General features: G+C 44.4%; 10 protein-coding genes. 7 read left to right on the forward strand and 3 right to left on the reverse strand.

The genetic code is table 11. The annotated features are described in order from the left end of the window. The first annotated feature begins 135 nt into the window (after positions 1 to 135). From BLR43_RS08095 to BLR43_RS08115, 5 genes are all read left to right on the forward strand, one after another. Positions 136 to 1,245, forward strand: a complete 1,110-nt coding sequence (locus tag BLR43_RS08095) for a LysM peptidoglycan-binding domain-containing protein (RefSeq protein ID WP_093070268.1) — start codon at positions 136 to 138, stop codon at positions 1,243 to 1,245. 55 nt (positions 1,246 to 1,300) lie between these two features. Next, complete coding sequence (gene dprA, locus BLR43_RS08100) at positions 1,301 to 2,554, forward strand: DNA-processing protein DprA (protein WP_093070271.1); 1,254 nt, start codon at positions 1,301 to 1,303, stop codon at positions 2,552 to 2,554. Between the two features lie 123 nt (positions 2,555 to 2,677). Further along, entirely contained in the window at positions 2,678 to 3,307 is a 630-nt protein-coding gene (locus tag BLR43_RS08105; protein ID WP_071002675.1) for an L-threonylcarbamoyladenylate synthase, read from the forward strand. A 327-nt stretch (positions 3,308 to 3,634) separates the two neighbouring features. After that, a complete protein-coding gene (locus BLR43_RS08110) occupies positions 3,635 to 4,606 on the forward strand; it encodes a TIGR01777 family oxidoreductase (protein ID WP_093070273.1) in 972 nt (323 codons plus the stop codon). Between the two features lie 87 nt (positions 4,607 to 4,693). Beyond that, complete coding sequence (locus BLR43_RS08115) at positions 4,694 to 5,830, forward strand: metallophosphoesterase (protein ID WP_093070276.1); 1,137 nt, start codon at positions 4,694 to 4,696, stop codon at positions 5,828 to 5,830. 17 nt (positions 5,831 to 5,847) lie between these two features. On the opposite strand, the gene BLR43_RS08120 is transcribed toward BLR43_RS08115, so the two are convergent. Then, complete coding sequence (locus tag BLR43_RS08120) at positions 5,848 to 7,242, reverse strand: alpha/beta hydrolase (protein WP_093070278.1); 1,395 nt, start codon at positions 7,240 to 7,242, stop codon at positions 5,848 to 5,850. Positions 7,243 to 7,691: 449 nt separating this feature from the next. Here BLR43_RS08120 and grpE point away from each other — a divergent pair, with 449 nt between their 5' ends. Continuing rightward, entirely contained in the window at positions 7,692 to 8,291 is a 600-nt protein-coding gene (gene grpE, locus BLR43_RS08125) for a nucleotide exchange factor GrpE (protein ID WP_093070281.1), read from the forward strand. Positions 8,292 to 8,475: 184 nt separating this feature from the next. Then, positions 8,476 to 10,416: a molecular chaperone DnaK gene (gene dnaK / locus BLR43_RS08130; protein ID WP_093070283.1), complete on the forward strand. Its 1,941-nt coding sequence runs from the start codon at positions 8,476 to 8,478 to the stop codon at positions 10,414 to 10,416. 127 nt (positions 10,417 to 10,543) lie between these two features. Here the strand turns inward: dnaK and BLR43_RS08135 are convergent, their stop codons facing one another. Both BLR43_RS08135 and BLR43_RS08140 read right to left on the reverse strand, forming a co-directional pair. Beyond that, positions 10,544 to 11,371 (reverse strand): methyltransferase domain-containing protein, encoded by an 828-nt coding sequence (locus tag BLR43_RS08135; RefSeq protein WP_093070285.1) that lies wholly within the window; start codon positions 11,369 to 11,371, stop codon positions 10,544 to 10,546. Between the two features lie 50 nt (positions 11,372 to 11,421). Beyond that, positions 11,422 to 12,654, reverse strand: coding sequence for an 8-amino-7-oxononanoate synthase (locus BLR43_RS08140; RefSeq protein ID WP_093070287.1), 1,233 nt, complete (start codon positions 12,652 to 12,654; stop codon positions 11,422 to 11,424). Between the last annotated feature and the right edge of the window lie 219 nt (positions 12,655 to 12,873).

The raw sequence follows: 12,873 nt of genomic DNA on the forward strand, positions 1-12,873 counted from the left end.
CTATCGTTGTTATGATAAAATCACCTATAAACTACTGATAATCTAAGTTATTTTTATAAAATAAAATATAGATTTGGTAAAAAACGAGCGTGGTTTATTGTGACCGAAACAGTGGTACCTATTGTGGATATAACGATGAAGATGAGCTTAAAAAAGACAGCAAAAGCACTGGCAAAAGGATTATTAGTTACGACATTTAGCAGTGCCATGTTGATGACCACAGCCCACGCCAATAATCCACCACCTACCATAAAAGCAGATGCCCCCAATCGCTATATCGTCAAAAAAGGCGATACGCTATGGGATATCTCAGGTCGCTACCTCGACAGTCCGTGGCGCTGGAAAGAGATTTGGGCCACCAACAAGCAAATCAAAAATCCAAACCTTATTTATCCTGATGATATTCTTATTCTGTGTGTCATTCAGGGCAAGACTTTGGTAGGGGTTGATACTGGTGAGGGCTGTGCAGGTATCGAAAAGCAGCTAACAGGTAATGTGGTTGCCAGCACCGTCGCGATCACCTCGACTGCTAATAGTATCCCGCCTGTACCATGGTCTGCTATTCAGCATTGGCTGGATAAAACCCTCATTGTAAATCCAGAAGATTTCAATACCACACCGTATATTTTGGCATCCAAAAATCGCAACCTAATCACGGCAAGCGGGGATAAAGTCTATGCCAAAGGGGTGCCACTGATCGTCGGACAGCGCTACGGGGTATACCGCGAGGGTGATCTGTATGTCGATCCCAAAACTCAAGAGGTCATCGGATTAGAGGTTACACAGGTAGCGACTGGTCTTGTCACATCGACAGAAACGAATGGTATTACCAGCTTGCAGCTTACTGACAGTTACGACAAAGAAGTACGTGAAGGCGATCGCGTGTTTGTAGAGTTGGACAACGCTATTCCACCTGTCTTTTATCCAACGCCTGCCAACGTCAGTCGTGGTGGTATGATTGTGCGGGTGATGGACTCAATCAGCTCTGCCGCTAAAGGCAGCGTGGTAGCGATCAATTTAGGCAGCTTGCATGGTGCCAAACCAGGTGATGTACTGACCGTTTATCAAAAAGGCCCGCTGGTCAGGGACGTAAGAGACAATGACATGCCGGTACGCTTGCCAAATGAGCCAAGCGGTATGGTGATGGTGTTTAATACCTTTGACAACATCAGCTATGCTTACGTACTTGACTCTGAACTACCACTCAATGTTGGCGATCAGCTATTACCGCCTCCTTACTTATAAATGTATCAGGCTCTTTAGAGCGTGCCACTAGCTTGATTCTGCGAGACAGACGACCATGACGGCAGTCACTAAGCCCCTATCTGATAATCAGCGCGCCATATTGGCGCTGTGGTATGAGGTAAATGCATCATTGTCTGCTTATCATAAGCTCATAACGACTTATGGTGATGCGCAGCTTGCTTGGCAGGCTACAGTAGGCGCTTGGAAGCAGTTAGGACTTCATCATACCCATCTCAAACGCCATGAACAGCCAGAACAAACACGTGCTGCTATTGATAAGATACAGCAAGCACTTACAGACGGTCGCTATGGTTTATTGTTTGCCGGTCAGCCCGACTATCCTGCTCAGCTTCTTCATATTTATGATCCGCCGCCATTATTGTTCTTTCGAGGAAATAGCGCGCGCCTGCATCAAGCTCAAATTGCTATCGTGGGCAGTCGAAAACCAACAGCCCATGCTCAAAAAATCACGTTCGATATGGCGCAATATCTGGCACAGGCAGGGTATGTCATCACCAGTGGTCTGGCAATAGGCGTGGACAAACGGGCTCATCTAGGAGCTTTGGCGCAGACTGATCTTGACTATCAAGGTCGTACTATCGGCGTGATGGGGACAGGGATTGATGTGAATTATCCCAATCATCGTGACCAGTTATTTGCTCAAATCATCGAGCAAGGTGGCTGCATTATTAGTGAGCTACTACCGCATACTCAGCCGCACAAACATACCTTTCCGCGCCGTAACCGTCTAGTTGCTGGGCTGAGTCTAGCCACGATTGTGACCGAAGCGACGATCAAAAGTGGCTCGCTCATTACCGCCCGTTTAACCTCTGAGCAAGGCAAACAAGTCTTTGCCATTCCAAGTCATATTGATAATAGCAATGCCGAGGGTTGTCATCATCTGATACGTGAAGGCGCAACGCTGATTTATCATCCTCAGCAGGTGTTAGAGGACGTCAATGGTCAGCTTGAGTATGGCAAGCGCTCGTATAGACCAACAGATATTATTATAAGCGCTGATAGCCACCAAGTGGAGGTCACTCAGTCATCTGTCGCATCAAATGTAAAGAGAAACTCTGTCACAATGGTCAGTCAGCCAGAACCTTCTCATATAAAATCCCCTCGTAGCGCGCTCGTTGTTCCTGATCACTTAACACAGATTTATGAGCAGCTCGATTGGCATGGACAGGATTTAGATGCGCTTGTTATTGCCACTCAGCTTGCGCCGTCACAACTGATTGGACAGCTGATGGAACTTGAACTAATGGGCGTCATCAGTGTGCAAGGCGGACGCTATTTACGTGTATAGCGTATCGATACTCCTACCTGCCACATAAGAATAAGTAGAATGGGTTCTAAATATCGCTACCTTAGTCAGACTGTCTCTTGTGCTATTATTAGTGTCTCTATTCCAGCATGAAACATGTAAGCTATGAGCCAATCTATACCTTTTATCACTGACTCTGCCACACAAGCTGCAAACTGGCTTAAAGAAGCAAAGCTACTTGCATACCCAACAGAAAGCGTTTGGGGTATTGGTTGCGACCCTTATAACAAAGCCGCTGTGCAGCGTATCTTGGATATTAAACAACGTCCGCAAGCCAAAGGCATGATCGTCATTACCGATAGCGTAGAGCGTTTGTCACCTCTACTAGCGTCTTTAAATAATGCCCAGCGCCAGCAAATTATCGATAGCTGGCAGTCAGATGTTAATGACAGCGAGCTACACAATCGCCAAGCGCATACTTGGTTATTACCCATTCCTCAGACACTTTCGACCACGATGCCCTCATGGATAATGGGTGAGCATCAGACCATTGCAGTCAGGGTCATCGCCCATCCTATCATACGAGAACTGTGCCAACAGATGGTCAGCGAAAATAACCCATTTGGCTTCATTGTTTCGACTAGCTGCAACCCATCAGGTCAAGCGCCTGCTAGCACCTTTGACACTGCCTATGGTTATTTCGGTGAGCAGATTGGCTATTTTCAGGCTGATACTCTAGGTTATATCTTACCCAGCCAAATCCGTGATGCAACGACAGGCTCAGTCATTCGTTAGTAGGCAATAAACGACCTTTCATACCATTATAGCCTAGTCTTTTGTACTGTCTTTTTTGTGCTGTCGCCATCGATAAACCATATTTCACTAGCTGAAGATTACTATGGTTATCGTTCTGTAGCCATAGCAAAATATACCGTCTCAGCGCTAGCTATCGCTAAACCCGCTTCCTTAGTTCCCGTTGCTTTACTAAAAGTATGTAAAAGTCATTTTGATAAAAACGACAAAAAAGTAGACGATAGTTAAAAGGAGCTGATTTTTATTGAACGATGAATCTTTCAGCAATAGGTCATCGCTGCGATATTTGATACACATAGGGAGTAGGCTATGAAGGTTTTAATTAGTGGTGGCTCAGGGTTTTTGGGTAGTGCATTTAGCCAAGAGTTAATCGAACGGTATCGCACACAAGGTAAAGAGGTGATGATTACTTGGCTGACCAGAGATAGCAATAAAGCTCATCCTGATGACATTAATATGATGACTTATGACGAGCTTAAAAAGTCTGACATGAGCTTTGATGTCATAATGAACTTAGCTGGCGCAGGTATTGCTGACGCGCGTTGGAGCGATGAGCGCAAAGAGCAATTAATAGCCAGTCGTATTAAGCCTACTCAATCGATATTAAGCTTCATCGAACGTACGGCAACAAAGCCAAAACTACTGGTAAGCGGCTCAGCAATCGGTTGGTACGGCACGCAAGGTGATAAGCCATTGACTGAACACAGCAGTTTTGAGACAGACTTTGCCCATCGCTTATGTGAGGAGTGGGAGAGCTTGGCGCTCAAAGCGACTGATTACGATGTCCCTGTCGCTATTGTACGAACAGGCGTTGTGATACATCCTGAAGGTGGTATGGTGGCAAAATTACTATTGCCATTTAAGTTTGGCGTTGGCGGGCAGTTGGGTGATGGTCAACAAATTATGAGCTGGATTAGCCGTGACGATTGGGTGGGGGCGGTGATTTTTATTATTGAGCAGTATCTTTTCAGTCAATTTGGTCATAAACAAAGAGTTTCAAATAACGATAATGTCATAGAGACAAGAAGTGATACGCCAGCCTTTGTCTATAATCTCACGGCGCCCAATCCTGTGAGTAACCATACTTTTACTAAAACGCTTGGCTCATGGTTACATCGGCCGACACTTTTTACCTTGCCAGAGTTTTTACTCAAGCTCATGTTTGGTGAGATGTCGACGCTACTAATAGATGGTCAAAAGGTGCTGCCACAAGCGCTATCAGATGCAGGTTACGCATTCAAGCACGTGACACTCAAACAGGCATTAGAGGATCAAAAGTAGTTACATCATGATTGTTTCATGTGAAACATAAGAAGGTCGGCTTATATTAAATATTCACTAGATTGTATTTCTGTCTAAGGGCAATCCATGCGTTACGCATTTTTCATCATCATTTTTTTGCTCTTGCAGCTGTTTAGTGCGGGCGCTGCTTTAAGCTTACAGTGGTGGTTACAGCCTTGGATCACGCCAACGCTTCAGATCGCTATATGGTCTGCTATATTTATTATTACTAATGGATTGTTGATATTAAGTGTCAAAAGAGTATTTGCCAATAGCTACCGCTGGGTTAGCGGTTGGATGTTGGTTATGCATTTTATGCTGCTCACGGCATTGCTGATAAGCCTATTCTATGGTGGATACTGGCTAGTAACACCACTCTTAGGCGCCTCGTCATATGAATCTAATATGATTTTTATTGGCCTACGAGCGCTTGCATTGGTGATATTCTTAGGGTTGTTCGGTTTCGCATTGTATAGTGCTTATGTGCCAGTCGTACGTAAGCTGTCCATTAGTATCAACAAACCGCTCGCTAAACCACTGCGCATTGCGGTCGCGAGTGACCTGCATCTAGGACGACTATTTGGCGTAGCGGCGATAGATAGGTTGAACCGTCTAATGATTGACTCGCAGGCTGATATGCTACTGATGCCAGGCGATATCATGGATGACAATACAGACGCATTTAATAGCTATAATATGGCAAAAAACTTAGCTGAGCTATGCAGCAGCCTGCCATACGGCGTCTATGCAACATTGGGTAATCATGATTTGTATGGGCACGAACAGCCAATCAGCCAAGCGTTAGTCGATGCAGGCGTACATTTATTAAATGATGACGTGTTTGGTATCGAACATGAGGGTCAGCCTATATGGCTGGTTGGACGTTTTGATAATCATAAACGCCAGCGTGTCGCGACAACTGACCTGCTCGCGAAAGTTGATACTTCACAGCCAGTGATACTGCTGGATCATAGACCAAGCGATATTGATGAGCACAGCCAGTTACCAATCGATCTACAGGTATCAGGACACACTCACAATGGACAAGTATTCCCCGCCAACTTTATCGTGAGCGCCATCAACCGATTAGGCTATGGGTATGAGGCCATTGGCAGAGGACATTTTGTGGTGTCCTCGGGTTATGGCTTTTGGGGTATTCCGTTTCGATTGGGCTCACGCTCAGAGGTTTGGTTAATTACCGTTTCTGATCATACTAATAAATAGCTAGTTCCAGCTAACCGCTATGCCGCGAGCCGCGATTTTGTACTAATGACCTCACGGACGAAGCCGCCAAAACCATGAATAATATTTTTTGTTTCCTGCCCAAGTCCTTGATGCACGCTCATAAAATGAATAAAGCCGTGCGGTGCGCCCAGCACAGTATGGGTTTCAACAGGGACTTTATAACTCTTTAGCTGTTTGGCATAAGCAAATGCCTCATCACGCAATACATCGAGTTCAGCGGCGACGATATAGGTGGGACATACTTTGCTGTTATCACCAAGCATTGGCGAATTGAGTATATGTATGCGTGGCAACGGACTATTCTCAAGACAAGCAGCGTCAAATACTGCCACATCAGCATGATCCAATAGCAGGCCTTCACCATACAGCTCCCAACTCGGATAATCTGTCTCGATATCAGTCACAGGATACAGCGGCATCTGTGCTAGCGGCGCAGGTAGCTTCTTTAATAGATCAAACATTTTCTGACCATCTACACCCAAATCTAACCAAGCGTTTTCGTTTGGTGCGGTGAGTTGCTGTGCAATTAAGGTAGAAAGGCCACCACCTGCGCTATCGCCTGCAAGAACGATGCGTGACGGTAAGGCACCTAAGGTATGGCAATGCTCAGCCAACCAAGCATAAGCGGTGATACAGTCTTTTAACGCTGCAGGTGCAGGACACTCAGGAGCCAAGCGATAATCCACACTGACCACAGGCCAACCAGTCTGCTCACAGACTGCGTGACAGAACTCGTGATGTGTATCGACATTACCGATACAAAACCCACCACCATGAAAAAACAACATGGCTGTTTGGTCAGGGTTATGAGCACGTCTTTTTTTAGCGCCAATACTCTTGGTACCTGCCTGATAGCAGCGAATGGTCATATCGCTATCATCCGCGTTGGCTATGGTTTTATCTTCCCAATTGACAGGTGTTTCGCCTTTTTTGATAAAAGGTTTGATGTTACTTAGCATACTGCCACCTGCTTGGTGCCATGCGCTTGGTGCTTGCATCGCCACCGCATCAGCAGCAAACCTTTCACGGAGTTCATGCATGGGCGTTAGCTCTAATGGCGTCTTAAGATGACTATTCACCGCAAGGATCAGGCGCAAATGAGCATTGGCGTGCTGATATTGTTTTGAGTGAGGCCCTTTTAAGTAACCAATCAAACCTTCTAATACTGGTGTTGGTAGATAGCCAAGACCTTTCATCGCATAGTGCAGAGTGTGTGGTTGGCAATGTGCCATTGGGTTATAACTGAGCATTTTTTCTTTCACGCTCAAACGCTTTTTTTGTACACCGTTGTCTTTCACTTCACCAACCATCTCACCGTTCGGCGCCAAATGCAGCGTCATCAATGTTTTGTTCAATAAGGTATTGATTGATGATACTGTTGAATTAGACATAATATCTCTCATAACTGTTTTTGAGTGTTTACTGTTACATCAGCGTACACTTTAAGATAAGGAATAATATTTGTAGCAATAATAAGGCAGTAGTGCGTAAAGCAGGGTGTTATTTGGTAATGGCGTGGGTAGCAACGGTAACCTATTTAGAGTAATTGACGGTTTTTTGTACGTTTTGTTAACGTATATTGAGACCAGTTAACACAGCCCAGAAATGCTGAGTACTTGTTTTAAAGAAAGATCTAACCATATTTGTCGTAAATGCGAAAAATTCCTTTACTTTAGGCTTGAAATTTATACTTATTACCTTTATCAAGCAGCTATTAGAGCGTATTAATAAAAAAAATGAATGATAACCGTTAAGTATCTGATAAAGGCATGATACAGCCAGCGATTGGCTGATTTATTGTGTCTTATCTCAATTATTATTGACATTCCAAGGAGATATCATGAGCGAGCAAAATACCAACCAAGAAAACTTTGATCAAACAGTGGTACATGACAATGTTGATCACAAAGACAGCATCTTAGAAGAAACCATGAACGAGTTTGATCCACAGAACAACTCAGGTGAAGAAGCCACCATCGAAAACGAGATCGATCTTGATACGTTCAAAGCGCGTATCGCTGAGTTAGAAGGTGAAGTGAAGCAAGCCAAAGAAAGCACTGCTCGCGCCAACGCTGAAGCTTACAATGCACAAAAGCGCGCCGAGCAAGAAGCGGATAAGAGCAAAAAATTTGCTCTTCAAAAATTTGCCAAAGAGCTACTCGATATCGTCGATAACTTAGAGCGCGCTATCGAAAACGCAGACGCGAATGACCCAGTCGCTGAAGGGGTGAAATTAACCCACAAAGCATTGGTCTCTGTACTTACACGTCATGGCGTAGAAGTGGTCGATCCAGAAGGTGAGAAATTCAACGCTGATTTCCATGAAGCAGTGGGTATCGATCCAGAAGCAGAAGCTGACACCGTCGGTACAGTCCTACAAAAAGGCTATAGCTTAAACGGTCGTCTACTACGTCCAGCCATGGTACGTGTTGGTCAATAATATTTTTTGGGGTTAAACCCTACTAATATGAAGGTTTTTCACAAAAAATCACATGAAAGACTGTTTTTGCTTGATTATCGCCTTGAAAAATACAACAAGCAAACCGATATATAGCAACAAGTGACTGACTACGGTCTGGATAAATAAGTATTTATAGTTAAAAATAAATTAGGAGCAATTGATTATGGGTAAAGTAATTGGTATTGATTTAGGTACGACTAACTCGTGTGTAGCAGTAATGGAAGGTGACAAAGTTAAAGTCATTGAAAATGCTGAAGGTACGCGTACTACACCATCAATCGTCGCTTATAAAGATGACGAAACATTGGTTGGTCAGTCAGCTAAGCGTCAAGCGGTCACCAATCCAAGCAACACTTTGTTTGCGATTAAGCGTTTGATCGGTCGTCGTTTTGATGACAAAGTCGTGCAAAAAGATATCGGTATGGTACCTTATAAAATCGCTAAAGCAGACAACGGCGATGCGTGGGTAGAAATCAACGGTAAAAAGCTTGCGCCACCACAGGTTTCTGCTGAAATATTGAAAAAAATGAAAAAAACAGCAGAAGACTATCTTGGTGAGAGCGTGACTGAGGCAGTTGTAACCGTACCTGCTTACTTCAATGACTCACAGCGTCAAGCAACCAAAGATGCGGGTAAAATTGCAGGTCTTGATGTAAAACGTATCATCAATGAGCCAACTGCTGCGGCACTTGCTTACGGTATGGACAAAAAGCAAGGCGATAGCACCGTTGCTGTATATGACTTGGGTGGTGGTACTTTTGATATCTCAATCATTGAGATTGCAGATGTAGACGGCGAGCAACAGTTTGAAGTACTAGCAACCAACGGTGATACGTTCCTAGGTGGTGAGGACTTTGACTCAGCGTTGATCGATTATTTGGTAGCTGAGTTCAAAAAAGAGCAAGATGTAAACCTAAAAGGTGACTCTCTTGCGATGCAACGTCTAAAAGAAGCAGCTGAAAAAGCGAAGATTGAGCTATCAAGTGCACAAAGCACTGAAGTGAACTTGCCTTATATTACTGCTGACAGCAGTGGTCCTAAGCACTTGGTCATCACTATCAGCCGCTCTAAGCTTGAAAGCCTAACCGAAGATCTAGTACAGCGCACCATGGACCCTTGTAAAACTGCCCTTGAAGATGCTGGCCTAAAAATTGGCGATATCAACGATGTAATCTTGGTTGGTGGTCAGACTCGTATGCCACTTGTACAACAAAAAGTACAAGAGTTTTTTGGTCAAGAGCCACGTAAAGACGTGAACCCTGATGAAGCTGTGGCAGCTGGTGCGGCAATCCAAGGCGCGGTATTGTCTGGTGATAAAACTGACGTATTGCTACTTGATGTAACGCCATTGACGCTAGGTATTGAAACGATGGGCGGTGTTATGACGCCAGTTATCGAGAAAAACACCATGATTCCTACCAAGAAATCACAGGTATTCTCAACCGCTGAAGACAACCAGCCAGCAGTAACGATTCAGGTATACCAAGGTGAGCGCAAAATCGCCAACCAAAACAAATTGCTTGGTCGTTTTGACTTGACGGATATCCCACCAGCACCACGTGGCTTACCACAAATCGAAGTGTCTTTTGACATCAACGCTGATGGTATCATGAACATCTCAGCAACTGATAAAGGTACTGGTAAAGCACAAAGCATCCAGATCAAGGCGGATTCTGGCTTGTCGGACGAAGAAGTCGAGCAAATGGTTCGTGATGCAGAGGCTAATGCTGCTGAAGATGAGAAGTTCGCTAACTTAGCACAAGTTCGTAACGAAGCAGATGGTCGTATCCATGCCGTACAAAAAGCGCTGAAAGAAGCAGAAGATAAAGTCACTGATGAAGAAAAATCAACAGTAGAGTCTGCGATCACTGAGCTTGAAGCGGCGGCGAAAGAAGATGACCATGACGAAATCAAAGCCAAGCTTGAAGCACTAGACAATGCATTCTTGCCAGTTAGCCAGAAGATTTATGCTGACAGCGGCGCAGGTAGCGAGGGTATGGATCCAAGCCAGTTCCAACAAGGTGCTGACGCTACTGGTAGCAATCAAGCGGATGATGACGTTGTGGATGCTGAGTTTACTGAAGTAGACGAAGACAAAAAGTAAGCAATTACTTGATGTTCAAGGCTGATTTAATCGTTAATTAAATTAAATTAGCTAGATCAAAAAAACGCATCTTTCGAGATGCGTTTTTTTATGCCTGATATTTAAGTATATATTTTCAAGCGGGCCATTATGGTAAATGCGCATCAACGATTAGTACGTCATAAGTCAGATACACGCAAGGTTGACCGTCCTTATCTATGCCCGAAAATTGCTGCCAATAATCGCGCTCGAATGCTTGCAAGCGGGTTTTGGTCCAGACAAAAGGTTGTGTGTTAGACGTTTGCTTGCCATAGGTTTGATTGCTATCTATTTGATTGGTCGATACACCTGTCATCTTCATATGTTTGAGCACATCATAAGGCTGGGCAAATGGCACATTGAAACGCTGCACTGATAGCTTAATGTGTTGAAATCCCGCTTGATCTAGCGCTGATTGCCATTCACTAATATCTGGATAATGCAGTCCTTGTCCTGTTAGGGTTTTTATTTGCAAGAAATTATCTGGGGTAAAGGTGCTTAGTAATAATTGTCCATTAGGTTTTAGCCGTGAGGCTGACTGTGCAATGAAATGCAGTGGGTTATCGAACCACTGAATCGCATTAGCGCTAATAATTAAGCTATGCTCACCGCCTAAATCCATGGTTTCAGCATCGCCAATAAGGATTTGTGCTTGTGGCAACAATTCCTGTAAATGAGTGGCTTGCTGCTCACATAACTCGTTGATAGACCATCGCTCACTTTGTACATATGTTGCCAGTAGCTGCGTTAGTTGTCCCGTGCCTGCACCGACCTCAAGCACACTGTCTTGATTGGTATTATCGATAGCCATTAATAAGTGCTGACAAACCTGCTGCTGAATATAAGCATGTTTATCGTACTGACTGGCTTGAGAAAAATGCCGCGCAATGGTCTGCTTGCGGGCACTTAGCTCGGAAGTAGTGAGGGGATGTTCCATAATCGCTCTTTCACATAAAAGTTTATAACGAGCATCAAAAACTGCTGCCGTCATATGGATAATTGCATGATTAGGCGCTCGCACTCAGCATGGGTAATGGCTGCGTTGAGTACCAAGCGAATACGTGACGTATTAGTAGGAACGGTCGGTGGCCTGATAGGCAGCGCATAAAATCCAGCGTCTTGGAGTTGTTTTGCCTTTGTCATGGTACGAGCGTTATCACCTAAAATATAAGGCACAATGGGTGACTCGTAAATAGGATCTTTTGCTGCCGATGCCACGCGATATTCAGGGCTAATGGCTTGGCTCAGTTGTAATGAAATCTGCGCCAAATGCTCTCGACGTGTCTGTAGCTGCGGCATTTTTGCCAAAATAAACCGTGTCCATGCATGATTGATCGGTGGCAACGCGGTACTAAAAATCAGTGGACGCATCTGATTAATCAGCCATGATTTAACGATCTTGTCACATAGAATATAAGCACCAACGGAGGCAAATGCTTTACCAAAGGTTCCTACTAAGTAGTCAATATCAGCCAAGGTGTTTGTTTCTTCAGCCAGCCCTAATCCTTGCGCGCCAAGCACACCAACGGCATGGGCTTCATCGACATACAGCTCAATACGACTGTCAGTGGCTTTTAGCTTAACTAAAGCGGGTAGATCAGCACGATCCCCGTCCATGCTAAAAATACTTTCGGTGACGATGATGATACGCTCCACATCCTCCGCAACCTGCGCGAGCATAGTAGCCAAATGCGCATAATCATTGTGTCGATAGCGGCGATACAGACAGCGTTTGCTTTCGCTGAGTTTAATACCATCAATCATACTGGCATGTACCAGCTTGTCTGCCAAAATAACAGTCTTCACTGGTAGTGCAGTCAATGCAGGTAAGATCCCGATATTGGCGTGGTAGCCACTATTTAATACCAACGCAGATTTCGTCGCGGTTTGATTTATTCCAGCTGCAGTTTCATACCACGCTTGTAGCTCATCCTCTAACGCCTGTAGCTGTGTATCATTGCCAGTTAATAGACGCGATGATGTTGCGCTCATTTTGGGCAAACAGTCCATTGATTGCTGAATAAATTCAAAAAACTCACGCTGCAACTCAGCATCACTGCCCAAACCTAGATAATCATTGCTAGCGATATTTAATAGGGTATTGTCATCAGCGATTACATACCGTCCGTAGTGTTCGATATCTGGTAATTTGCGATACTGCTGTTTGTCTTTGAGTTGTAAGAGCGCAGTTTGTAGCTGCGCGTCGATAAAAGCTGACATGCAGAGCCGTCCTTTTTCTTTATTCGTCAGTATATGCGGAACACAATGAGTAGGGATTATTGCACAAAAACGGGATGTGTAACAAAAAGTTTCATATATCAGCCTTTGTAACCCGAGCACTGACAAATGCTTTCAAATCTTAACTCTCATACCATTAAACACTGACAGAGTGTCTGAAATAGTTTGTTACTATGTACCCATCGTTAGCAAACAAGGCGA

This window comes from Psychrobacter pacificensis (genome assembly GCF_900101915.1).
GTDB classification, from domain to species: Bacteria; Pseudomonadota; Gammaproteobacteria; order Pseudomonadales; family Moraxellaceae; genus Psychrobacter; species Psychrobacter pacificensis.

Coding starts and splice junctions, on each gene's coding strand:
- BLR43_RS08120 (WP_093070278.1), bottom strand. CDS start 7,242: ATGTCTAATTCAACAGTATCATCAATCAATACCTTATTGAACAAAACA.
- dprA (WP_093070271.1), top strand. CDS start 1,301: ATGACGGCAGTCACTAAGCCCCTATCTGATAATCAGCGCGCCATATTG.
- BLR43_RS08140 (WP_093070287.1), bottom strand. CDS start 12,654: ATGTCAGCTTTTATCGACGCGCAGCTACAAACTGCGCTCTTACAACTC.
- BLR43_RS08095 (WP_093070268.1), top strand. CDS start 136: ATGAAGATGAGCTTAAAAAAGACAGCAAAAGCACTGGCAAAAGGATTA.
- dnaK (WP_093070283.1), top strand. CDS start 8,476: ATGGGTAAAGTAATTGGTATTGATTTAGGTACGACTAACTCGTGTGTA.
- BLR43_RS08110 (WP_093070273.1), top strand. CDS start 3,635: ATGAAGGTTTTAATTAGTGGTGGCTCAGGGTTTTTGGGTAGTGCATTT.
- grpE (WP_093070281.1), top strand. CDS start 7,692: ATGAGCGAGCAAAATACCAACCAAGAAAACTTTGATCAAACAGTGGTA.
- BLR43_RS08115 (WP_093070276.1), top strand. CDS start 4,694: ATGCGTTACGCATTTTTCATCATCATTTTTTTGCTCTTGCAGCTGTTT.
- BLR43_RS08105 (WP_071002675.1), top strand. CDS start 2,678: ATGAGCCAATCTATACCTTTTATCACTGACTCTGCCACACAAGCTGCA.
- BLR43_RS08135 (WP_093070285.1), bottom strand. CDS start 11,371: ATGGAACATCCCCTCACTACTTCCGAGCTAAGTGCCCGCAAGCAGACC.